The sequence below is a fragment of the Lysobacter sp. 22409 genome, assembly GCF_052045105.1.
Taxonomy (GTDB): Bacteria; Pseudomonadota; Gammaproteobacteria; order Xanthomonadales; family Xanthomonadaceae; genus Lysobacter; species Lysobacter antibioticus_B.
The window spans coordinates 13,812-35,812 of the sequence record NZ_JBQEOE010000034.1 but is presented as its reverse complement, the minus strand read 5'-3'; the positions used below and the strand labels follow the sequence as shown (position 1 = coordinate 35,812).

Below are 22,001 nucleotides of genomic sequence, written 5' to 3'. Positions count from 1 at the left end.
TCTAGCGGCGCATCGCTCGAGCAAGAGCAAGATCAAACGCCAAGAGCTTCCGCCGCTAAAGCGGCGGGTTACTTTCTTTTGTCATAAGCAACAAAAGTCCGTCTGGATTCCCTTCGGTCAAAGGCAACCAAAGAAAATTGCTTCTCTTTGAATCACAAGCCCGCGCGTTCGATGCCGACGCAGGGCTCTACATACGGGACATCCCTGTCCCGATGAAAAACGGCCTGCATCCATGCAGGCCGCCCTCCGGGTCTTCGATGGCCTTCGCGAGCGCTCGGCTACGCACAGCAACAGCAAAATCATTCCGGCAACGGCAACGGCAACGGCAACGGCAACGGGCATCGAGGCTCGTTGCAGTTCGCTTCAGTCGACGATCGCGTGCGGCACGAAGCGCGAGCTGTCCTGGGTGATCGGGCCGACGTCTTCGCGCAGGCCGATGCCGGCGGCTTGGTCGGCGACGACCCAACTGCCGATCAGCGGGTAGTTGGCGGCGCCGGCCGCATCGTCGAAACGCGGCAGCGCATGATGGGCCTGGCGTATCGTCGGTGCATCGCTATACGGGCCGTCGCTACTGAGGCGTTCGCCGCTGGCGGTGACCAGCTCGATGTTGGCGCCTTCGCGCGAGAACAGCGGCTTGCGTACCCAGCCCGGCGGCAAGGCGATCGCCGGGGTCTCGTCGAAATGCGCTTCGAGCAGGTTCGGGTGGCCGCGATGGCGCTGCCACAACAGCGGCAGCACGCCCTTGTTGCTGAGGATCGCCTTCCAGGCCGGCTCGATCAGCTGCATCTGCGAGGCGGCGAGCTTGGAGCCGTATTCCTCGACGAACATCCATTCCAGCGGATACAGCTTGAACAGGGTGCGGATGACCCGGTCGTCGCCGTCGGTGAACCAACCCTCGGCGCTGATGCCGATACCTTCGATACTGAGTTCCAGCGTTTCCACGCCGGCCTGCTTGGCGCAGTCGCGCAGGTAGCGCACCGTGCCCTGGTCCTCGGCCGAGCCTTCGACCGCGGCGAAATGCACCGGCGTGGCGATGCGCTGCTCGCGCGCCAGGGTCGCGAAGGTCTCGATCAACAGCTCCTGGATGCGGTTGTATTGATCTGCCTTCGGCCCCAACACGCCGCGTTCGACGCTCTGCTCCAGCCACAGCCACTGGAAGTAGGCCGCCTCGTACAGCGAAGTCGGGGTGTCGTAATTGAGTTCGTAGAGCTTGGCCGGGCCGGTGCCGTCGTAGGCCAGGTCCATGCGCCCGTACAGATGCGGCTCGCGACGGCGCCAGGAATCGGCGATCCAGTCCCAGTACGCCGGCGGGATCGCCAAGCGGGCGAGCAATTCCTCGGACCCGGCGACCTCGTCGACCAGGGCCATCGCCATGTCGTGCAGTTCCTGGGTCGGCTGTTCGAGGTCGTCCTCGATCTGCTTCAGGCTGAAGGCGTAGTACGCCGACTCGTCCCAGTACGGCGCGCCGTCGATGGTGTGGAAATGGAAGCCCAGCGACTGGGCCTGATCGCGCCAGTCGGGGCGCGGCGTTACCGCGATGCGTTTCATGCTGACTGCAGTCCGCCGGGTTGCGTATCGATGGGGGCGCTGGAGACCGGCTTCAACCGCCGCGGCCGCCGCCACCGCGACTGCTGCTGCCGCCGAAGCCGCCGCGCGCCGCGGCGCTGGAACCGAAGCCCGAACGCGAGACGGTGACCGCGCGCGTCGGCAAGGCGGTGTTGCCGTACTTGCCGTAGACGGTGCCGCTGTTGCTGCTGACGCGTTCGCCGCCGGGGCGCAGATAGCCGCCGCTGCGGTAGTCGCGGTACAACGGCGAGACCCCGCCGATGCCGTAGTAACCGCGCGGCTGCATCGCCTGCGACAGGGCGTAGCCGATCAGGAAACCCGACATCGACGGCATGTAGCTGTGGCCGCCACCGGTCGGGTTGGCCGGCGCCGACTGGCAGGCACCGAACTGTTCGTTGCACTCGCGCTCGCTCTCGAAGCGCGGCGCCAGCTTTTCGTGCTCGACCAGGGCCTTGTAATAGGCCGCCTCGCATTCCGCCGGCGCGATCTCGGTCTGCACCTTGCACTCTTCCAGCGAGGTCAGGACCTTGCCGCTGGGTTCGTCCTCGCAGCCGGTCAGCAGCGCCGGCACCGCCGCGGCCATCAACACCAGCTTGAGGTTGCGCGATCGCTTGCTCGTAGAGGGCGTCATGGCGGCGCTCACGGCGTCATGGCGGCGGCGTTGATCAGGCCGACGCTGATCGACACGCCGGCCGAGAAGATGCCGGCGGCGGTCTGGTTAAGGGTGATCTGCTGCGACAGCTTGGGCGCGACCAGGCGCGCCAGCAGGAACGCGAACAACTGCACGATCACCGACACCGCGCCCCAGATCGCCGCGTCGATCAGGCTGACCGAGTTGGAGATCGCCGAATGCAGCGGCAAGGCCAGGCCGATCAGGGTGCCGGAGAACGCGGTCGCGGCGGCGGTGTTGCCTTCGCGGATCAGGCTCAGCTCGCGGTGCGGGGTGATCAGCAGCACGGCCACGGCCGCGGCGATCAGCACGCCGATGCCGATGCCGGCGTAAGCGAGGAAGTTGAGGAAACTGTGAGCGGTGATCGGGGCGTCCATGGGGATCCTTGCGGCGTGCGGTGAGGTGGCGGGCTCAGGTGATGTCGAGATCGGCGGTGGTCAGGTCCAGGCCGATCGCATAGGTCACGCAGAACTCGTTGGGGCCGTAGTCTTCGGCGGTGACGAGGAGGAATTCCTCGCGGTCCAGCTCGACCACGTCGCGCCGGTACAGCATGGCGTAATGGGTGAGGTCGTCGTCCTTGCGCGGCGGGTCGTGGCGGTACAGCACCTCGTCGTAGACCACCGGAGGCACTTTCTCGGCCGCGCCTTCGTTGCCGAACTCGCGGTACCAGGTGCGGCCGGCGTACTCGATCTGCGCCGCGCCCAGATGGCGGTGCTCGGCGATGAAGCGCTTGAACTCGGCCTGGCTGGCCGGGTTCACCGTTTCGAGGAACACGAAGGCCTTGATGCCCTCGATCTGGCCGCTCGCGGTGCTGATCTGCAGATAGCCGTCTTCGTCGAGATAGAAGCGGTGCAGGTCGTGGCCGCCGCCCAGGTCGATATGGCCGTAGCAGGGAATGCCCTGGTGGCCTTCGGGCAGCTGCACGCTCCACGCCTGCGGATGGGCGCGGAACATCATCGTGTCGAAGGCGACCCGGCCGTTGATGCGCAGGCCCAGCGGCAGCTCGTGCGCGAACGGCGCCGGCGCCGAAGCGGGCGTTTTCTTGCCGCCGAATAATCCGTCCAACCAACCCATCTGCGTTCTCTCAGGTGACCGCCAGCGAGGCCCACGGCACGCGGCGGCTGTCGATGCGTGCGTCGGCAAGGTAATACAACACGCTGCCCGGCGCGATCTCGACATGATCGGCCGGATTCAGTACCGGCGCCGCGCTGCGGCCGTCGCGGAAGCCGATCCACAGCGCCGACTGGCTGCGGAACGCGCCGGCGAGTTTGCCGGCGAGCAGCGGCTGCGCGTCGGCGGGCACCGGCAAACTGAATTGGGTCGGGCCGCCGCTCGACAGCCATTCGCCGGCGACCAGCGAGCTGCCGGCGTCCTGCACGGCGCGCGCGATCACGTCGACGTGCAAGGGCCGCGTGCATTCGACGTGCGGGTAATGGCTGCGCACCAGGTCGGCGACCGCGGCCGACTCGAAGTGGGCGACCACGTGCGCAACCGGGCGATGCGCCATCACCGCGAACACCGCCGCCAGCGAGCGGTCGTCGTTGTCGGCATGGACGATCACGCGTGCGGCGCCGCCGATCGCGGCGCGGGCGTATTCGCCACAATCGGCATAGGAGGCGGCGGAGACGAAGCGGATCTGGTCCGGCAGCGGGTTCTCGGCCAGCCCTTCGGCGACCAGGACGATGCCTTCGTCGTCGGTGTGGGTGTCGGCCAGCAACAACTGCACCAGCCGCACCGACTCGCGTCCGTGCCAGCCGATCAGCACGGTATGGCCCTGCATGTCCTCGTAACTCATCTTGCCCACCTGATGGCGCTTCCAGAAATGCAGCAGGCTCGCGCTGGTCTTGGCCAGCACCGAGGCGAACAGGGCGACCGCGCCCGGCATCACGAACAGGGCGACGACGTAGCGCCCGGCCGCGCCGCCCGGCGACAGATCGCCGTAGCCGATGGTGCTGGCCGTGGTCATGTAGTAGTAGACGAACGCGTCCCAGCCCAGCAGCTTGTCTTCGCCGGCCCAGGACAGCAGCAGCCAGGTGCCGGTCATGTGCAGGACCAGCGCGGCCGCGACCACGCCCCAGCTGATGCGGCGCAGATGGCCGCGCATGAGGCGGTAGAACTTGCCGATTACGATCATGTCAGCGGGTTACGTCCGTGTGTGGGAGGCGCCGGGTGCCGCATGGTGTCATTAACGCCGTCATCCCATCCAGGCGCGGATGACGATCCGAAACCGACTGCATTCAAACCGTCACTCCCCGCCAAGGCGGGAGGATCCACCGGATCTTCGTGCGAGAGCCCCTGAAATCGCTACCGCCCGGCCAGGGCGCACAACGCCCTGGCGTTCATGGATGCGCGAGCCAGTGGCTCGCAAGCGACATCCATTCACCCCCGCCTACGCGGGGATGACGAGCAAAAAACGGGAGCATCGCCCACCACCCTATCGCGGTCGAATGGCGTGATGGCCAAGCGGCCGCCGAACCCAGAACGACCGCCGCCGAGCGATGCCCGGCAGCGGCAGCGCCTGCTCAGTTCTTCCGCTCGACGTGCTCGGCGTCCTTCACTTCCACCGCCGGCAGCGACAGCGGCTCGTGGCTGAGCTGCTGCACCGGCTTCTCGCGGAAGCGCTCGAGGATGTTGTCGACGCTGGCCGATTCCGGCAGCAGGCCGGCGTTGGCCAGCTTGGCGTTGAGATCGCCGTCGCCGCTTTCGGCTTCGAGCTGCGCCGCCGCCTGCAGGCGGGCGCCGCGTTCGGCCTGGCGGGTCTGGATGCGTTCCAGCGAATCCAGCGCGGTGGTGACCTTGCCGGTGGCGCCGGAGTGGCGCGCGGCGACCGCGGTCTGGGCGCGCTGCACGGCCTCGGTGGCCTTGACCGTGTCGACCTGCTGCTTGACCCGCGCCAGCTTGCGCTCGGTCGCTGTGATCGCGGTCTTGAGCTGGGTGATGCTGGCGTCGTAGCTGGCGATGGCCTGCTCGTCGTTCCTGAGGTCGGTCTCGACCGTGGCCAGGCGCTCGGCGACTTCGCGCGCCAGCGCTTCGTCGCCCTTGCGCAGGGCGCCGGCGATGTAGGTCTCGTACTCGGCCTTCTTGGCGAAGCGGTCCTTGCTGCGGTTGGCCTGCAGCTGGCGCTGGGCCATGACCTTGGTCAACTCTTCCTTCGAGCGGATCAGCTCGTTGCCGGCGTCGCGGATCTCCTGGTCGAGGATCTTCAGCGCGTTGGCGTCGACCACGGCCTGACCGGCCTCGTGGGCGGTGCCGCGGAACAGGGTCAGGATTTTCTGCAGCAGGCTCATGCGGTCACCAGAAAGGACTTGAGGGCTTCCACCGCGTCGATCGCGTTGTCGGCCAGGGTGCGGATTTCGAGTTCGATCTGCTCGGCGGTGGAATCGGGCGCCATCTCGCCGAAAACGATGTAGACGTCGCGCTCGTTGATCGTGGTCAGACCGAGGTTGGACAGCGGGTTGACCGGGTTCAGGCGCAGGCAGGCCTCGTTGAAGCCGGCCGCGTCGGCGACCTGGGCGGCTTCGACCAGCGGCGTGGAGACGAAGATCTCGCGGTCGGTCAGGGCGATGGTGACACCCAGGTCGCCGCTTTCGGGCAGGGTCACCTGGATCGCGCCATCGGCGGTCGGCACTTCTTCGACGTTTTCGCCGCCGAACGAGGCGGCCAGTCGGGTCAACAGTTCTTGCGTGGTCCAACGGGACATTAGGGCGGTCCTTGAAGGTAAAGGCGGCGCGGAAGATAAGGCTTGCGCGGGGAGCGTCCGGGTCGCGGGCGACGAAGGAGGCGGGCGGCTGCCCGTCCCTGGCCCTGCGATCATCGTCCGTGACCGTGCTCGTGGATCGTGCAGGTTATAGGGGCGAGCGGTGACCGGCGCAAGGCGCACAGGTCCCGGCCGGCGCGCCGACGACGTTACTGGGGCGCACGGCAAGCCCGCGCGGCCCGGAGTGAGATAAACTGTCCGGCGGAACTACCCGACCGGCATTCCCGGCCCGCGGCCCTGCATTCGATGGCAGAAGGCCGGCGGGGTCGTCTCGGCGGGTCCCGTGCAGCGGCCGCGCCGATCCCCGGTGCGGCCACGTCGATGGCTTTAGTGCACCCGAACGGGGGCACGCAATAGGTGGATCGTGCGCAATTACGACCTCGAATTCCTGAAGAAATTCTCGATGGTGATCGGCTTTCTGATGCTGGTGACTCTCGGCCTGATGATCGCGGCCTACTTCGTCCACCACCAGTTGCCGCAGGAAGTCGACCCCAGGGCGGCCAAGCGCACCGAGAACCGCATCGGTCCGGTCGGCGCGGTCTATGCCGGCGCGACCGGCGCCGCCTCGCAGCAGGCCGCGGTCGCCGCGGCGGCCGCCAAGGCCGCTTCGCAAGTCGCCTACGGCGGCACCCTGGACGGCAAGGTCATCTTCGACAGCCTGTGCGCGGGCTGTCACAAGTCCGGCGCCGGCGGCGCTCCGACGATGGACGCGGCGCACTGGTCGGCGCGCATCGCCCAGGGCAAGGACACCCTGCACAAGCACGCGATCGAAGGCTTCACCGGCAGCGCCGGCATCATGCCGCCGAAGGGCGGCAACCCGGCTCTGACCAACGAGCAGGTCGCCTCGACCGTCGACTGGATGCTCGAAAACATCAAGTAAGCCGCGCTCGCGCAGGCTTGCCGGACGCCGCCTTCGGGCGGCGTTTGCGTTTGCGCTCCCGGCGCGCCGGCTTCGGCAAGGGCCACGGCAAAGGCTGCGGCCCGATGGCACACGACGCGACACCGGTGCGCTGCCGATAATGGCCGCTCCCGCCGCCGCCGAGCCCGCCATGACGCGATTCCGCCCCGCCCTCGCCTTCGCGCCCTGCCTGCTGCTGGCGGCCTGCGCGAGCGCGCCGCATCTGCAACGCGGCGCCGGTGCGCTGGCCATCGGCGAGATCCAGGGCTCGGCCGCGGGCAGCCCCTGGCTCGATCGCGAGGCGACCGTCGAAGGCATCGTCACCGCGGCCCTGCCCGCAGCCGACGGCGCCCCGGGCTGGTTGTTGCAGGACGACGGCGACGGCGATGCCGCCACCTCCGACGCGATCTGGATCACCGGCGCCCAGACCGCCGCACTGACGCCCGGACAAGCGTTGCGGGTCAGCGGGCGCGTCTACGAGGGGGCACTCGCCAAACAGGGCCGGCTCACCGCGATCGAGGCCGGACATATCGAACCGCTCGCGCGCCGCAAGGCCATGCGCCTGCCGGCCGCGGTAGCGATCGCCGAGGCCCCGGATTGGCGCCGCCTCGAAGGCATGCGCGTGCGCATCGCCGCGCCGCTGACCCTGGCCGAACGCGACGGCGAACGCGGCACCGTCACCGCCTCCTTCGACGGCCCGATGTGGCAACCCGGCGAACGCGCCGTGCCCGGCAGCGACGCCGCACGCGCCATCGCCGCCGACAACCAACGCCGCCGCCTCGTGCTCGGCGGCGACGCCGCCACCCTGACCGCGGCCGCGTTCGCCGCGCGCAGCGGCAGCCGCCTCGACGCGGTCGAAGGTGTGGCGGTGCCGATCGACGGCGGCCACGGCCTGCGCTTGACTGCGCCGCCGACCGTGCAGGCCGCGCCGCGTCCGCAGCCGCCCAAGGTCGCCGGCGACCTGCGCATCTCCGCCTTCAATCTGGAAAACCTGTTCAACGGCGACGGCCGCGGCGCAGGCTTTCCGACCCCGCGCGGCGCACGCACCCCGGCCGAATACCAGGCGCAGTTGGCCAAGCTCGTCGCCACCATCCACGCCCTCGATCCCGACGTCGCGGCGTTGATGGAACTGGAGAACGACGGCTACGGCCCCGAGTCGACTCTGGCCGAACTCGTCGCCGCGCTCGACCGCGCCGATGCCGCGAACGGCGGCGCCCAGGACTGGCGCTATGCCGCGCCGTGCAAGCAACCCTGCGCCGCGCAGCAGCGCGGGCCGGGCAGCGACGCGATCCGGGTCGGCCTGATCTACCGCGGCGCGCGCGTGGCCGCGCGCGGTCTCGCCGCAACGCTGGAACAAGGACCGTTCGGCCCGCTCGCGCGCGTGCCGATGGCCCAGGCCTTCGCCGCGATCGGCCGCGACCGCACGCCGGGCCCGACCTTCGTGGTCGTCGCCAACCACTTCAAGTCCAAGGGCTGCGGCAAGAACGCCGCCGGCGCCGACCGCGACCAGGGCGACGGCGCTTCGTGCTGGAACGCTTCGCGCAGCGAATCGGCGCGACGCCTCGACGCCTGGCTCAAGACCGACCCGACCGCGAGCGGCAGCGCGCTGAGCATGATCGTCGGCGACCTCAATGCGCATGCCCAGGAGCAACCGCTGCGCGAGTTGTACGCGGCCGGCTGGCAGGACGCCTTCGCGGTGGCCAAGGACGAGGCACCGTACAGCTATGTCTACCAGGGCGAACTCGGCCGCCTCGACCATGCCTTGCTGTCGCCGGCGCTGGCCGCGCGCCTGCGCGGCGCGGCCGAGTGGCACAGCAACGCCGACGAACCCGAGAGCGCCGGTTATCGCGCCGGCGGCACCGGTCCGTGGCGCAGCTCCGATCACGATCCGGTGCTGCTCGGTTTCGAGCTGATGCCGCGCTGACGCCTGCGCCGACACCGCCGTATACCGCCACACACACAGGCGTAACACCCCGCTCACAGCGCCCCGTATCATGAGCGCATGAGCATTCCCGCCTTTCCCAGCGACGCCTCCACGACGATGACCCTGCCCGGTCCGGCAGGCGCGATCGAGATGATCGTCGAGGCCGCCGAGACCGCGCCGCGGCCGATCGTGGCGATCGTCTGCCATCCGTTGCCGACCGAAGGCGGCACCATGCACAACAAGGTCGTGACCATGGCCGCGCGCGCCCTGCGCGAGTCCGGCGCGGCCACGGTGCGATTCAATTTCCGCGGCGTCGGCGGCTCCGAAGGCGAGTTCGACGAGGGCGAAGGCGAATGCGAGGACCTGCGCGCGGTCGCCGCCTGGGTGCGTGCGACGCGTCCGGACGCCCAGCTATGGCTGGCCGGTTTCAGCTTCGGCGCCTATGTCTCGCTGCGTATGGCCGACGAATTGCAGCCCAAGCTGCTGATCTCGATCGCGCCGCCGGCCGGGCGCTGGGACTTCGACCGCATCGCACCGCCGAGCGGTTATCCCTGGCTGGTGATCCAGGGCGAGGCCGACGAGATCGTCGATCCCAACGCCGTCTACGCCTGGATCGAAAGCCTGCGCCAACCGCCCGAACTGGTGCGCGTGCCCGACACCGGCCACTTCTTCCACCGCCGCCTGATCGACCTGCGCGGTGCGATCAAGCACGGCGTGCGCGCCCACCTGCCGCCGGAAATCGCCCCGGACCTGTCCTGAGAGGTATGTCTATGCTGCCACTGGCCCTGAACCTCGGGCGGCGGCCCGGCTGCGCGTCGCCGTTGCCGATGGCACCGCGCCGCGACCATCGGAGGCAGCGTTCGCGATGACCGGCAGGCCCCCTTCCCAGGCCTATGCCGAGGGCGTCGCGCGCGGCGACTGGAGCGAAGATCCGGCGCAGCGCCCGGCCCTGCGCGAACTCGACCGCATCCATGCCGGCGTGCTCGCCCCACCCTCGCAGGGCCTGTTCGATCGCCTGCGCGGCAAGCCGCGCGACGGCGTGCGCGGGCTGTACCTGTGGGGCGGCGTCGGCCGCGGCAAGACCTTCCTGATCGACCTGTTCTACGAACAGCTGCCGATCCACGAGAAGCGCCGCACCCATTTCCATCGCTTCATGCGCGAGGTCCACGCCCAGCTGCGCGCCCACGCCGGCGAGAGCGACCCCTTGGCGAAGATCGCTCGGCAATGGCGCTCGCAGCTGCGGGTGCTGGTGCTGGACGAGTTCTTCGTCATCGACATCGGCGATGCGATGCTGCTCGGGCGCCTGCTCGACCGCCTGTTCGCCGAGGGCGTGACCCTGGTGACGACCTCCAACACCGCGCCGCCTAACCTGTATGCCGATGGCCTGCAGCGCGAGCGCTTCAAGCCCGCCATCGAGCTGATCCAGCGCCACTGCGAGGTGCTGCTGCTCGACAGCCAGCAGGACTACCGTCTGCGAGCGCTGACCCGCTCGCCGGTGTACCGCGCCCCGCTCGATGCCGAATCCGACGCCTGGCTGGGCGGACGCTGGAAGGAGCTGACCGCGGCCTGCATCGCCGAAACCGGGCCGCTGCGCATCGACGGCCGCGACATCCCGGTGCGCGCGCTGGCCGACGGCCACGCCTGGTTCGACTTCGCCGCGCTGTGCGAAGGCCCGCGCGCGGCCGGCGACTACATCGAGATCGCAACCGAGTGCCACACCGTGCTGGTCGGCGGCATCCCCGTGTTCGACGGCCGCAACGACGACCCGGCGCGGCGTTTCATTAACCTGATCGACGAGTTCTACGACCGCCACGTCAACCTGGTCTGCACCGCGGCCGACGCGCCGACCGGGCTGTACCGCGGCCACCGCCTCGGCGGCGCCTTCGAGCGCACCGCCTCGCGCCTGATCGAAATGCAGTCGGCCGAATACCTGGCGCTCGAACACCGGGGCTGAGCCGCCGGTGTTATCCACAACGCGGTGCCGGCACTGGCACATTGCCGGCGTCGCAACGACCGCGCAAGTCGCGCGCGCGGAGCGCCGGCAACCGCACGGCGACTGAACCGCATTGCGACATCGCGACGACGACGCCGGATTGCGTCACAGATTCGCGCCGCGCGTCGCGCAAACCGTCGCTGCGATGCCGCAGGAACCCGTTCGAGCCGTGTTTTGCAGGGCTTTTCGCTCGAAGCGACGAGCGGCGCGAAACATCGAGGGGCGCGCAAAACCCCTCATTCGCAAGGGATTTTGTCGCATCGGCACGGGCCATCCGGGGCGCGCGTCTGAAAAACAGCCACTATTTGCATCGAAAACTCTTGGCGGCGCGTCGGGCTTGCCCTACATTCCGCCATGCCGAGGGGTTATCCAGGCAACCCATCCATTCAACGAGTGCTACCGGAAAAAACTATGGCTACGAAAAAAACCGCTGCAAAGAAGAAGGCCGCTCCGAAGGCCGCTGCGAAGTCCGCCGCCAAGACGGCTGCTCCGAAGCCGATCAAGGAAGTGCTGAGCAAGTCGGGCCTGGTCGCACACCTGGCTGAAGTCACCGGTGTCGTCGCCAAGGACATCCGCTCCGTGCTCGGCGCGCTCGAAGGCGCGGTCCACGCCTCGATCAACAAGAAGGGCGCCGGCGCGTTCACCCTGCCGGGCATTCTGAAGATCACCGCCGTCAACGTGCCGGCCAAGCCGAAGCGCAAGGGCATCAACCCGTTCACCAAGGAAGAGCAGTGGTTCGCCGCCAAGCCGGCCACGGTGAAGGTCAAGGTCCGTCCGCTGAAGAAGCTGAAGGACGCTGCGGCCTGATGCCGCGAGATGCGGCGCGCCCTGGGCCGCCGCATCGCGTACTGCCGGACGCCGCCCTCGGGCGGCGTTCTTTTTTGGGCCCGCCTTTCCGCGCCGGCTTTTTTGCGCCCGTCTCGGGCCTGGCGCGACCGGATCGCGCGATCGCATACCGATACGGCCCGCCCGCGGCCCCGCAGCGCGGGCTGAATGCGTCAGCTTGCAGCACGCACGCGGCAGGACGCGGTCATTTGCGCCGCGCTCGTCCGTGGCATAGTGCGCGCAGTCGTTGTGGAGCCTCACCGTGGACCCGATCAGCCTGGAAGAGCTGGCTTTGCTTAATGTGCTTCAGCGCATCGACCAAGGGCATGCGCCGGAAAATCATTCCGGTGCCTTGCGCGATCGGCTGGTCGAATCCGGTCTGGCCGAAGCCGGCGAAGGCGACGAAGTGCACCTTACCGATGCCGGCATCGAACGCTGCAAATCGCTGCGTCATCGCGTCGCCGCCGACGCCGAAGCGGCGCTGGTGCTGAAGGAGCGCGAAGAAGCCGCCGCCCAGGACGTCGAGACCGCCGACGAGGCGAAGTAGCCCGGGCGCTCGCCGTCGCCGCGTGCGACGACTTTACCTTTCCTGTTGTTTCGCCGCCGCCGGTCGCGCGCGGCGATGGCGCCGCTTGCATCGACCGCGGCGATCCCGATATCGATACGAACGCCGACTCCGCCTTCGTGCTGCATGACGCCCTTCGACCAGCATCTCGCCCAGTGGAGCCTGATCCCCGACGGCGCCCCGATCCACACCCACAGCAGCGACCTGTTGCCGGTGCGCTACCGCGACACGCCGGCCATGCTGAAGATTCCGCGCGAACCCGAAGAGCGCTACGGCGCGGCGATGATGCGTTGGTGGGACGGCGACGGCGCCGCCCGCGTGCTCGCCTGGGACGACGACGCCCTGCTGCTCGAACGCGCCAGCGGCGCGCGCTCGCTCAAGCACATGGCCCGCAACGGCCGCGACGACGACGCCACCCGCATCCTGTGCGCGACCGCCGCGCGCCTGCATGCGCCGCGCGCGGCGCCGCCACCGCCGCATCTGCTCGGCCTGCAGCCCTGGTTCGCCGAACTCGAACCGTACGCGAACAGCCATGGCGGCGCGCTCGCATTGGCCTGGAGCGCTGCCTGCGAACTGCTGGTCGAACCGCGCGAGATCGTGCCGTTGCACGGCGACCTGCACCACGAGAACGTGCTCGACGCCGGCGCGCGCGGCTGGGTCGCGATCGATCCCAAACGCCTGATCGGCGAGCGCGGTTTCGATTTCGCCTGTCTGTTCACCGACCCCGACGAAGAGACCGCCCTGGCGCCGGGCCGGCTGCTGCGACGTGTCGATCTGGTCGCTGAAGCTGCACGCCTGGAGCGCCGCCGCTTACTGCAATGGATTGTCGCCTTCACCGGCCTGTCGGCCGCTTGGTATCTGATGGACGAGGAGTCGCCGGACAAGGAGTTCGCCGCGATCGAGCTGGCGCATGCGGAGTTGTTGCGGGGTTGAGGGATGCGGCGATCAACTCCCTCTCCGGTAAAACGGAAGAGGGAGACCAGCACGGCTAATCAACTGGAACACAGCAACCTCACCGCTCTCCCCCTTCCCAACCGCCGCCCAGGGCCTTGTACAGGTTGACCTCGGCGGTCAGCGCCTCGCCCTGCAGCTGCAACACTGTCAACTCGGCGTTGAACAGGTTGCGTTGCGCGTCGAGCTCCTCCAGGTACGAGGCATAGCCTTCGTTGTAGCGGTTGTGGGCGATGCGCAGCGCTTCGCTCAAGGCGGCCCGCTGTTGCTCGGCCTGATCGCGCTGTTCGTGCAGGTAACGGATCGCGGCCAAGGCATCCTCGACTTCGGCGAACGCGGTCAGCACGGTCTTGCGATAGGCGAGCACGGCCTGGTCGCGGCGCGCGGCGCCTGCCTGCACTTGCGCGCGCAGGCGGCCGCCGTTGAACAACGGCGCCAGCACGCTGCCGCCGACGCTCCACAGGCGGATCGGGTCGCCATGCAGCAGGCTCGATTCGAGGCTGCCGAGCGAGCCGGTGAGGCGCAGCGACGGCAGCAATTGCGCGCGCGCCGCCGCCAGGTTGGCGTCGGCCGCGGCGATCTGCGCCTCGCCCTGGGCGATGTCGGGACGGCGCCGCAGCAATTGCGAAGGCACGCCAGCCGACGGCAGCGCCGGCGCGGCGATCTCGGTCAGCGCGCGGCCGCGCGGCACCGCTTCGGGTGCGCGGCCGAGCAGCACCGACAGGGCGTCCTCTTGGCGTCGGATCGCGAGCCGCAACTGCGGCACGACCTGGGCGGTGGCGCGGTACTCGGCCTCGGCCTGGCTCAGTTCCAGGCGCGAGCTGTAGCCGGTGTCGAAACGGCGCTGGGCGACGTTACGCGCGCCGGCGCGCGAGGCCAGCGTGCGCTGCGCGACTTCGAGCCGCGCATCGCTCGCACGCAAGCCCAGATAGGCCGAGGCCACCGCCGCGGCGACGCTGAGCCGTACGCTGTCGGCGGCGGTTTCGTTGGCGAGCAGATTGGCGCGGGCGGCGTCGGTCAGCGCATCCAGGCGGCCCCACAGATCGACCTCGTAGGCGGCCTGGAACTGCGGCTGGGTCACGCTGGAAAGGTTGGCGCGGCCGGTCGCTGCGCCGACGCTGCGCGCGCGTTGCGCGCTCATCGAGAAATCCAGGGTCGGCCATCGCACCGCGCCTTGCGCATCGAGCAGGGCGCGCGCCTCGGCGACGCGGGCCGCGGCCAGGCGCAGGTCGGTGTTGTCGGCGAGCGCGCGTTCGACCAGTTCGCCGAGCACCGGGTCGTTGTAGCCGCGCCACCAATCGCGTTGCACGGCGACACCGGCGCCCGGCGCATCGCGCCAGGCCGGCGACGGCTCGGCGAAGCCCGGCGGCGGCGCGACGCTCACGCAGGCCGCGAGCGTGCACGTCGCCAAGGCGATCGCGGCGATGCGCCAGACGATGCGGGTCGACCTCATCGGGTCGTGCCCTGGTCGCCTTGCGACTCGGCGGCGGCGGGCGGGCGCTGATCGGGGCCTCGCTCGCTTGCGCCGTGCGCAGGGTTCGCGACCACCGGCACCGCGGCATCGCGCGCCGCATTGGCCGCGGCAGCCTGTTCGGCGCGACGCACGGCGTCTTCGTCGATCTCGCTCGCCGTATCCACCGTCGCCTCGACCGACATGCCGGGGCGCAGGCGCGCCACCATCGGCTGGTCCGGGTCGATCGCGATCCGCACCGGCAGCCGCTGCGCGACCTTGGTGAAGTTGCCGGTGGCGTTGTCGGTCTTGATCACGCTGAATTCCGAACCGGTCGCCGGCGACAGACGCTCGACCCGGCCGCGCAGCACCGCGCCGTCGAGCGCGTCGACGCGGAAACTCGCGGCCTGCCCGGCGCGGATGCGCGCGGTCTGCGATTCCTTGAAGTTGGCGACCACCCAGACCCGCTGCGGCACCAGTTGCATCAACTGCGTGCCGGGGGTGACGTACTGGCCCAGGCGCACGCCGATCTCGCCGAGCTGGCCGGCCTGCGGCGCGTGGATACGGGTGTTGGCCAAGTCGATCTCGGCCAACTGCACCGCGGCCTGGGCGTTGGCGACCGCGGCGGTCAGCGCGTCGCGGTTGATGATCACCGAGCGTACGTCCTCGTCGGCGGAGCGGCGCCCGGCCTGGGCCTGGCCGAGTGCGGCCTCGGCCTGGCGCAGCGCCGCCAGGGTCTGGTCGCGTTCGCGCAGCGACAGCGAGCCGTCGCCGACCAGGGCGCTGGCGCGGCGCATGTCGGCCTGGGCGCGGGCGAGGTTCGCCTGCGCGGCCTTGAGTTGGGCCTCGACGTTGGCGACCGCGGCCTCGCGCACGCGCCGGGCCTGGGTCGAGTTGGACAGGTTGGCCTGCTGCGCGGCGAGATTGGCGCGCGCCTGGTCGAGGCGTTGGCGGTAGTTGCGGTCGTCGAGTTCGACCAGCACCTGCCCGGCGCGCACCTGCATGTAGTCCTGCACCCGCACTTGGGCGACATAGCCGTCGACCTTGGGCGCGATCACGGTGACGCTGCCGCGCACGTAGGCGTTCTCGGTGGTCTGGCGCGCGCTCGAAAACGGCCATAGCCGCCAGGCGTAGAGGATCAGCAACACGCCGACGACGGCGATCGCGACGACCGGCACGGTGGCCTTGGATTTGAAGGGCGTCTTCAGCGGCATGGGGCGTCCTTCGGATCAGGTAGCGGGAACGGGAGAGGAAGCGGGAAGCGCGGCGGCTTCGCCCGGCGTGTCGCGACGTTCGTCCTGGACGGCTGCGGGCGCCGCCGCGGCCGGCGGACCGAACGGACCCGGCACCTGCGAAGCGAAGCTCACCACGGTGTGGCCGCGCCGCCACAGATGCCACTTCAGCAGCAGCACCCAGGCCAGCACACCGAGCGCGAGCCAGGCCACGGCCAGGAACACGTCGTTGTAGGCCAGCACCCAGGACTCGCGCGCGACCTGCTGGCTCAGCGAGGTCAGCGCCTGGTTGCCGCGCGCGGCGTTGTCGCCGACCACGCGCGCGACCGCGCCGCCGAGTTGTTGGGTGCGCAGCACCACCTGCGGATCGCCGAGGGTCAGCGACTGGGTCAGATGCTGGTAATGCGCGGTCTGGCGCTGGCTCAGATAGGTACCCAACACCGCCGAACCGAGCAGGCCGCCGAGTGCGTTGGTGGTGCTGAACAAGACGATGAAGGTGACCAGGTTGCGCACGCCGTCGGCGACCACCCGCACCAGGGCGAGCAGGATCGAGCTGGCCAGGAACATCGAGGCGGCCATCGCGATCAAGGTCTGGGTGATGTAGAAATTCGCCGGCCGGGTCAGGTTGGTCGCGTACGAATCGAACCAGGCGCAGATGCCGACCAGGCCGACCGCGATCAGGCCGAGCATGTCGAAACGCTGCTTCGGCAGGAACGGCAGGGTGACGACGAAGCCGGCCACGGTGCCGGCCAACACCAGCCAGAACAGCGTATGCATCTGCTCGTTGTTCAGACCCAGCACGTTGAGCAGGCCGACCGCGCCGACCGATTGCTCCGACAGCACCATGCGCGAGAGCACGATCGCCAGGCCCAGCCTGACCATGTAGCCGCCGTGCAACAGCCAGCGGATGTTGACCATGGGCCTGGAGCGGTTCATCTCGATCACCACGAACAAGGCACCGCACAGCACCGCCGCGACCAGGCACTCGCCGAGCCAGGGCGTGTCGAACCACCAGCGCAGCCGGCCCTGGGTCAGCACCACGCACAGCAGGGCGATGGCCGAGGCGTAGAGCGGGAAGCTGGCGATGTCGAGGCGGTCGAACATCGGCTGGCGCGGCGCCGGCGTGACCCGCAGCAGGTTGATCGCGGCCAGGCAGGCCAGGGCCAGGCCGAGTTCGAAGATCACGATGCCGTGCCATTGCGCGTTGAGCAGCAGCGGTTCGGCGATGATCCGCGACAGCGGCGCGCCGGTCTGCAGTGCGGCGAAGCCGAACATCAGCCCGAGCACTTTCTTCGGCCCGTCGAAAACCTCGGCCATGTACAGCACGGTCAGCGAACTCAACGGCGCCGCAGCGATGCCCAGCGCCGCGCGCGCGGCGATCGCCGAATCGAGATCGTTGGCGAGCAGGTGCACGACCGCGGCGACCACGAACAGGCCGATGCCCAGGTCGGCGAACAGGCGCAGGCCGTAGTGCAGGCGGAACTTGGTCAGCAGCAGGCTGGCCGGGATGTTGGTGGCGAAGTAAGCGGTCAGCAGCCAGGTCGCTTCGGCGCTGGTCGCGCCGAGCGCACCCTGCACCTGTTGCAGGTTCGAGGCCACCAGGTTCATGCCCAGGCTCTGGGTCAGGCCGAGCAACAGCGAGATCGAAACGAAGCCGGCGATGCGCCAGCGCGACATCGGCAGCGGCGCTGCGGGCGGCCCGGCCGGTGGCGCGGAGGCGGAAGGCGTCGCGGCGGTGGCGGCGGTGCTGGCCATGGATCGAGGCGCGCGGCTCCCGCTGTGTTCCGGACGAAGGCGATGCAGGCCGTTAGTAGGCAACAGCCGGCGGTCAAGGATCAAGCGCGTGGCCTGCGGATGCCGGCATGGTGGCCGCTGCGTTGTGTGCGTCGCGTCTAAGCCTGTGGACGCCAACGCGAGGACCATGCCGTCAAGCCGGGCCGCTGCGCCCGGCGCAGCGCTCGACAGGACTCGCCGCCTCGCGCGGGACACGACCAGGAACCCGCCGCATGAGCGTTGCCGGATGGTTGGCCTCGACCCTCGCGCTGCCCCTGCTGGCGCTCGCGACCGCGCACGCTGCGCCGCCCGACACCGCCGACCGCGGCGCGCTCGAAGCCGCCACCGACGCGATCTTCGCGCAATGGAACCGCCGCGATACGCCGGGTTGCGGGGTGGCGGTGTATCGCGACGACGCGATCGTGTTCCAGCGCGGCTACGGCATGGCCAGCCTCGAACTCGGGGTGCCGATCGGCCCGCACAGCGTGTTCGACATCGGCTCGACCTCCAAGCAGTTCACCGCCGCCAGCGTGTTGTTACTGGCCCAGGACGGCAAACTTTCGCTCGACGACGACATCCGCCAGCATCTGCCGGAGATGCCCGACTACGGCCGTCGGATCACCATCCGTCAGTTGCTGCAGCACACCAGCGGCCTGCGCGATTATATCGCCCTGCTGATCCTTGGCGGCGCGGCCTTCGACGACCAAGCCACCGACGCCCAGGCGTTGGACGCGTTGACCCGCCAGCGTGCGCTCAACTTCCCGCCCGGCAGCGAACATCTGTACAGCAACTCCGGCTATTTCCTTGCCGGCCGGATCGTCGAACGCGTGTCCGGGCAATCCCTGCCCGCATTCGCGCAGCAGCGGATCTTCGCCCCGCTCGGCATGCACGACACCCGCTTCCGCCGCGACCACGCCGAGCTCGTGCCCGGTCGCGCGATGGCCTATGCGCGCGCCGAGGCTTCCGTGGACGCGCCGCCGCACGACACCGCGACACGCTACCGGCTCGATCAGCCGCACTGGGACCAGGTCGGCGACGGCTCGGTGCACACCACCACCGCCGACCTGCTGCGCTGGGACCGCAATTTCTACGAGCCCAAGGTCGGCACCGCGGCGATGCTCGCGCAGATGCAGCAAGCCGGCGCGCTCGACGACGGCAAGCGCATCGACTACGGCCTCGGCCTCAAGATGGGCGAGTACCGCGGCCTGGCCACGGTGCGGCATGGCGGCGCCTGGGGCGGGTATCGCGCCGAGCTGCTGCGTTTCCCGCAGCGGCATCTGAGCGTCGCCACTTTGTGCAATTTCGCCGAAGCGCAACCGCAGCGTTGGGCCGAACGCATCGCCGACCTGTGGTTGGGCCTGCCGCCTTCGCTCGCGCAGGACAGCGCCACGGTGCAGCGCAAGTCGGCGCACCTGACGCCCGCTCAATTGCAGCAGTGGACCGGCGTCTATCGCCATGCCGAAAGCGGCGAGCTGCGCAAGATCGTCCTTGCCGACGGCCGGCTCGCCCTGCACCACTTCGACGACGAATTCATGCTGCGGCCCTTGGGCAGCACCGAGTTCGAACTGAGCGCGCCTTCGATCGCCACGCTGCGCTTCCATGAGCGCACTCGCGACCGGCCACGCAGGATGACGGTGACCACCGGCGACCGCGGCAGGGATTACCTCGCCGTCGACGTCGCCGCGCCTACGGCCGACGAATTGCAGGCCTATGCCGGCCGCTATCGCTGCGACGAGCTCGGACGCGACTACGAGTTCGAACTCGTCGACGGCGCCCTGCAGCAACTCGACCCGCGCTTCCCCGCCGTCGCCCTGGAACCGCTGGAACGCGACCGCTTCGTCCAGGGGCTGTTGAGCTACCGTTTCCATCGCGGCGCCGACGGCCGCATCGACGGCGTCGCGCTCGATGCCGGCCGTGTGCGCGATCTAGCCTGTTCTCGTTTGTAGGCGCGGCGCGCTCAGCCGCGCCGACGCAGCACCCGCAGCACGCCGTACAACGCGACCAGCACCGCCAGCGAGGCGGCGATCGCTGCCCATTGCGCGCGCGTCATCGTCGCCAGGATCGCCACCATCGTCAGCACCGCCAGCGCGGGCATGACCCAGGCGCCGCCCGGCATCGCGAAGGGTTCGCCGGGTCCGCGTAGATCGACGGCCTGGGCGCGCCAGGCGGCGATCGACACCGCCGCGAACAGCAGGCAGATGGCGCCGCCGGAGATCAGCGCCAGGGTTTCGAAATTGCCCATCCACGCCAGCGCCAGGGCGATGCCGGCATGCGCCGCTAACGCCACGCGCGGCACGTGGTGCCGCGCATCGACGCGGCCGAAGGCCTGCGGCAGGTAGCCGTCGCGGCCGAGCGCGAACAGCAGCCGCGATGACGCGAACAGATTGCCCATCAGGAAGCCGGTCATAGACACGCCGGCGGTCAGCAGCAACAGGCCGTGGCCGGGCGACCAGATCGCGCCGGCGGCATCGGCGATCGGCGCGGTGCTCGCAGCGAGCCGCGCGCCCAACACGCCCTGGCAGACCACCTGGATGCCGACGTAAAGCAACACCACCACCACGATCGCCGACAAGGTCGCGCGCGGCACGTGGCGCGACGGGTCGCGCACTTCGCCGGTCGGCACCAGCGCCGTTTCCATGCCGGAGTAAGCGAACACCACCAGCACCATCGACGAACCGAGCGCGCTCCACGACGGCACCTCGCTCCAGCCGACCTGCTGCCAGTCGACGAAGTACAGCCCCAGCGTCGCCAGCAGGAACAGCGGGGTAAGTTTCAAAGTCGCCAGCAGCACGATCATGCGCGCGCCCAGGCGCACGCCGAAGGCATTGAGCGCGAACAGGACCGCGTAGACCGCGGCGATGAAGGCGCCGCGCGGCAGCGGCTCGCGCAGCACCGCCCAGGCATTGCCGGCCTGCTCGGCCAACGCCGCGGCGACACCGGCGCTGGAGGCGGTGTTGCAGATCCACATCAAGGCGCCGGCAAGAAAACCCGCGAACGGCCCGAACGCCGCACCGACGTAGGTATAGGGCCCGCCGGTCGCGGCGGCGCGACTGCCGATGGCCGAGAAGCACAGCGCGATCGGCACGATCGCGATGGCGCCGGCGACGAACACCAGCGGCGCGCTGACGCCCATGCGCCCGGACAGCAGCGCCGGCAGCATGAAGATGCCGGCGCCGACGATGATGTTGATGATCGAGGCGCCGAGCTGGAACGGGCCCAGCGCGCGCACCAGCGCGGCGTCGCCCTGCAATGCTTTCGATGGAGCGGCGGGCGCGACGGTTGCGGTCATGGCGAGTCCCGGGCGGGTCGCCGCAGCCTCGCACGGGCCGCGGCGAAAGGCGAGCGCGATGCGACCGGAACGCGCCCCCTGCCCTTGACCGCAAGCTCGAACGAATCGCCGCTCAGCAATGCTCGCGCATGAAGTCCACGAACACGCGCAGCTTGGTCGGTAACTGCTTGCGCGCCGGGTAATAGATATGGAACCCCGGGAACGCCGGCGTGTAAGCGTCGAGCACTTGCACCAGGCCGCCGCTGCGCAGGTCCTCGGTCACCATCGGCTCGAAGGCCTGCATCAGGCCGCAGCCGGCACGGACCATGTTCAAGGCCAGGCTGCTGTCGTTGTAGATCAGCCGCCCGGCGACGTCGACCTCGTACTCGCGGCCGTCGCGGGTGAACTCCCAGGCCATCAGCCGACCGCTGCCGGGCAGGCGATGGCGCAGGCATTCGTGGTCGACCAATTCCTCGGGTGTGCGCGGGTGCGTCCGCTGCTCGAAGTAGGCCGGCGACCCGACCACGATCTGCCGCTGCGGGCCTCCGAGCGGCAGCGCGATCATGTCCTTGGCCAGGCATTCGCCGAGGCGGATGCCGGCGTCGAAACCGCCCGCGACCAAGTCGGCGAGGGTGTCGTCGGCGAACACCTCGACCTGCATCTGCGGATAACGGGCGAGGAACGCCGGCAAGTTCGGTTCGAGCAGCAGGCGCGCGGCGACCCGGCCGGTGTTGATGCGCAGGCGCCCGGTCGGGCGGTCGCGGACCGCGTTGAGGTCATCGAAGGCGGCCTCGATCTGGGCCAGCCCCGGGCCGATCTGTTCGAGGAAACGCGCGCCATGCTCGGTCAGGCCGACCCGGCGAGTGGTGCGGTTGAGCAGACGCACGCCGAGCTTGGCCTCCAGGGTGCGTACGGTTTGCGACAGCGCCGACGGCGACAGCTCCAGCTCGGCCGCGGCGCGAGTGAAGCTTTCGTGGTGGGCCACGCGGGCGAAGGCGATGACGGCGGGGAGCGGGTGGGAAGCCATACAGGGCACCGTTGATTATGAAGCAATGCTTCAAGAGTCATTCGGATAATTCCTGTTTTTTCAGCAATCTGCCAGGCCTATCGTCTGTCTCCTGGCCCCAGC

At 69.4% G+C, this 22,001-nt stretch carries 20 protein-coding genes; 8 read left to right on the top strand and 12 right to left on the bottom strand.

Translation table 11 applies throughout. From position 1 onward, the window contains the following. Positions 1–363 precede the first annotated feature (363 nt). The 7 genes from ACTJJK_RS16770 to ACTJJK_RS16740 form a co-directional block, all read right to left on the bottom strand. A complete protein-coding gene (locus ACTJJK_RS16770; RefSeq protein WP_440730750.1) occupies positions 364–1,548 on the bottom strand; it encodes a glutathionylspermidine synthase family protein in 1,185 nt (394 codons plus the stop codon). A gap of 52 nt (positions 1,549–1,600) precedes the next feature. After that, entirely contained in the window at positions 1,601–2,197 is a 597-nt protein-coding gene (locus tag ACTJJK_RS16765; RefSeq protein ID WP_440730749.1) for a DUF1190 domain-containing protein, read from the bottom strand. Positions 2,198–2,205: 8 nt separating this feature from the next. Next, positions 2,206–2,613 (bottom strand): DUF350 domain-containing protein, encoded by a 408-nt coding sequence (locus ACTJJK_RS16760; protein WP_031372564.1) that lies wholly within the window; start codon positions 2,611–2,613, stop codon positions 2,206–2,208. 34 nt (positions 2,614–2,647) lie between these two features. Continuing rightward, positions 2,648–3,310, bottom strand: coding sequence for a DUF2491 family protein (locus tag ACTJJK_RS16755; protein ID WP_440730748.1), 663 nt, complete (start codon positions 3,308–3,310; stop codon positions 2,648–2,650). Between the two features lie 10 nt (positions 3,311–3,320). After that, a complete protein-coding gene (locus ACTJJK_RS16750; protein ID WP_440730747.1) occupies positions 3,321–4,370 on the bottom strand; it encodes a potassium channel family protein in 1,050 nt (349 codons plus the stop codon). Between the two features lie 388 nt (positions 4,371–4,758). Next, a complete protein-coding gene (locus tag ACTJJK_RS16745) occupies positions 4,759–5,523 on the bottom strand; it encodes a PspA/IM30 family protein (protein ID WP_031372567.1) in 765 nt (254 codons plus the stop codon). Next, positions 5,520–5,936, bottom strand: a complete 417-nt coding sequence (locus ACTJJK_RS16740; protein WP_031372568.1) for a YjfI family protein — start codon at positions 5,934–5,936, stop codon at positions 5,520–5,522. Before ACTJJK_RS16740 ends, ACTJJK_RS16745 begins: the two co-directional genes overlap by 4 nt. Before the next feature lie 421 nt (positions 5,937–6,357). Between ACTJJK_RS16740 and ACTJJK_RS16735 the strand changes: the two genes are divergently transcribed. From ACTJJK_RS16735 to ACTJJK_RS16705, 7 genes are all read left to right on the top strand, one after another. Continuing rightward, positions 6,358–6,873: a c-type cytochrome gene (locus ACTJJK_RS16735; protein WP_031372569.1), complete on the top strand. Its 516-nt coding sequence runs from the start codon at positions 6,358–6,360 to the stop codon at positions 6,871–6,873. Between the two features lie 169 nt (positions 6,874–7,042). Then, complete coding sequence (locus tag ACTJJK_RS16730) at positions 7,043–8,815, top strand: ExeM/NucH family extracellular endonuclease (protein WP_440730746.1); 1,773 nt, start codon at positions 7,043–7,045, stop codon at positions 8,813–8,815. A 78-nt stretch (positions 8,816–8,893) separates the two neighbouring features. Continuing rightward, on the top strand, positions 8,894–9,574 hold the full coding sequence (locus ACTJJK_RS16725) for an alpha/beta hydrolase (protein WP_440730745.1): 681 nt from the start codon (positions 8,894–8,896) through the stop codon (positions 9,572–9,574). Between the two features lie 106 nt (positions 9,575–9,680). Further along, positions 9,681–10,769, top strand: a complete 1,089-nt coding sequence (gene zapE, locus ACTJJK_RS16720) for a cell division protein ZapE (protein ID WP_440730744.1) — start codon at positions 9,681–9,683, stop codon at positions 10,767–10,769. A 450-nt stretch (positions 10,770–11,219) separates the two neighbouring features. Continuing rightward, positions 11,220–11,615, top strand: a complete 396-nt coding sequence (locus tag ACTJJK_RS16715; protein ID WP_031372573.1) for an HU family DNA-binding protein — start codon at positions 11,220–11,222, stop codon at positions 11,613–11,615. Positions 11,616–11,895: 280 nt separating this feature from the next. Continuing rightward, positions 11,896–12,180: a hypothetical protein gene (locus ACTJJK_RS16710; RefSeq protein ID WP_152566266.1), complete on the top strand. Its 285-nt coding sequence runs from the start codon at positions 11,896–11,898 to the stop codon at positions 12,178–12,180. A 144-nt stretch (positions 12,181–12,324) separates the two neighbouring features. Next, positions 12,325–13,131, top strand: coding sequence for an aminoglycoside phosphotransferase family protein (locus ACTJJK_RS16705; RefSeq protein WP_440730743.1), 807 nt, complete (start codon positions 12,325–12,327; stop codon positions 13,129–13,131). Between the two features lie 79 nt (positions 13,132–13,210). Here the strand turns inward: ACTJJK_RS16705 and ACTJJK_RS16700 are convergent, their stop codons facing one another. The 3 genes from ACTJJK_RS16700 to ACTJJK_RS16690 are packed head-to-tail and all read right to left on the bottom strand — an operon-like array spanning position 13,211 to position 17,586. After that, positions 13,211–14,602: an efflux transporter outer membrane subunit gene (locus ACTJJK_RS16700; protein WP_440730742.1), complete on the bottom strand. Its 1,392-nt coding sequence runs from the start codon at positions 14,600–14,602 to the stop codon at positions 13,211–13,213. Next, entirely contained in the window at positions 14,599–15,813 is a 1,215-nt protein-coding gene (locus ACTJJK_RS16695; protein ID WP_440730741.1) for an HlyD family secretion protein, read from the bottom strand. Before ACTJJK_RS16695 ends, ACTJJK_RS16700 begins: the two co-directional genes overlap by 4 nt. 15 nt (positions 15,814–15,828) lie before the next feature. After that, positions 15,829–17,586: an MFS transporter gene (locus tag ACTJJK_RS16690; RefSeq protein ID WP_440730740.1), complete on the bottom strand. Its 1,758-nt coding sequence runs from the start codon at positions 17,584–17,586 to the stop codon at positions 15,829–15,831. 251 nt (positions 17,587–17,837) lie between these two features. Between ACTJJK_RS16690 and ACTJJK_RS16685 the strand changes: the two genes are divergently transcribed. After that, entirely contained in the window at positions 17,838–19,550 is a 1,713-nt protein-coding gene (locus ACTJJK_RS16685; protein WP_440730739.1) for a serine hydrolase domain-containing protein, read from the top strand. Between the two features lie 11 nt (positions 19,551–19,561). Here ACTJJK_RS16685 and ACTJJK_RS16680 read toward each other — a convergent pair whose 3' ends face one another. Next, positions 19,562–20,893 carry an APC family permease gene (locus ACTJJK_RS16680; RefSeq protein WP_440730738.1) on the bottom strand — a complete coding sequence of 444 codons (1,332 nt, stop codon included), beginning with the start codon at positions 20,891–20,893 and terminating at the stop codon, positions 19,562–19,564. Positions 20,894–21,005: 112 nt separating this feature from the next. Then, complete coding sequence (locus tag ACTJJK_RS16675; protein ID WP_223619116.1) at positions 21,006–21,899, bottom strand: LysR family transcriptional regulator; 894 nt, start codon at positions 21,897–21,899, stop codon at positions 21,006–21,008. Positions 21,900–22,001 lie beyond the last annotated feature (102 nt).

Coding starts and splice junctions, on each gene's coding strand:
- ACTJJK_RS16770 (WP_440730750.1), bottom strand. CDS start 1,548: ATGAAACGCATCGCGGTAACGCCGCGCCCCGACTGGCGCGATCAGGCC.
- ACTJJK_RS16765 (WP_440730749.1), bottom strand. CDS start 2,197: ATGACGCCCTCTACGAGCAAGCGATCGCGCAACCTCAAGCTGGTGTTG.
- ACTJJK_RS16760 (WP_031372564.1), bottom strand. CDS start 2,613: ATGGACGCCCCGATCACCGCTCACAGTTTCCTCAACTTCCTCGCTTAC.
- ACTJJK_RS16755 (WP_440730748.1), bottom strand. CDS start 3,310: ATGGGTTGGTTGGACGGATTATTCGGCGGCAAGAAAACGCCCGCTTCG.
- ACTJJK_RS16750 (WP_440730747.1), bottom strand. CDS start 4,370: ATGATCGTAATCGGCAAGTTCTACCGCCTCATGCGCGGCCATCTGCGC.
- ACTJJK_RS16745 (WP_031372567.1), bottom strand. CDS start 5,523: ATGAGCCTGCTGCAGAAAATCCTGACCCTGTTCCGCGGCACCGCCCAC.
- ACTJJK_RS16740 (WP_031372568.1), bottom strand. CDS start 5,936: ATGTCCCGTTGGACCACGCAAGAACTGTTGACCCGACTGGCCGCCTCG.
- ACTJJK_RS16730 (WP_440730746.1), top strand. CDS start 7,043: ATGACGCGATTCCGCCCCGCCCTCGCCTTCGCGCCCTGCCTGCTGCTG.
- ACTJJK_RS16725 (WP_440730745.1), top strand. CDS start 8,894: ATGAGCATTCCCGCCTTTCCCAGCGACGCCTCCACGACGATGACCCTG.
- zapE (WP_440730744.1), top strand. CDS start 9,681: ATGACCGGCAGGCCCCCTTCCCAGGCCTATGCCGAGGGCGTCGCGCGC.
- ACTJJK_RS16715 (WP_031372573.1), top strand. CDS start 11,220: ATGGCTACGAAAAAAACCGCTGCAAAGAAGAAGGCCGCTCCGAAGGCC.
- ACTJJK_RS16705 (WP_440730743.1), top strand. CDS start 12,325: ATGACGCCCTTCGACCAGCATCTCGCCCAGTGGAGCCTGATCCCCGAC.
- ACTJJK_RS16700 (WP_440730742.1), bottom strand. CDS start 14,602: ATGAGGTCGACCCGCATCGTCTGGCGCATCGCCGCGATCGCCTTGGCG.
- ACTJJK_RS16695 (WP_440730741.1), bottom strand. CDS start 15,813: ATGCCGCTGAAGACGCCCTTCAAATCCAAGGCCACCGTGCCGGTCGTC.
- ACTJJK_RS16690 (WP_440730740.1), bottom strand. CDS start 17,586: ATGGCCAGCACCGCCGCCACCGCCGCGACGCCTTCCGCCTCCGCGCCA.
- ACTJJK_RS16685 (WP_440730739.1), top strand. CDS start 17,838: ATGAGCGTTGCCGGATGGTTGGCCTCGACCCTCGCGCTGCCCCTGCTG.
- ACTJJK_RS16680 (WP_440730738.1), bottom strand. CDS start 20,893: ATGACCGCAACCGTCGCGCCCGCCGCTCCATCGAAAGCATTGCAGGGC.
- ACTJJK_RS16675 (WP_223619116.1), bottom strand. CDS start 21,899: ATGGCTTCCCACCCGCTCCCCGCCGTCATCGCCTTCGCCCGCGTGGCC.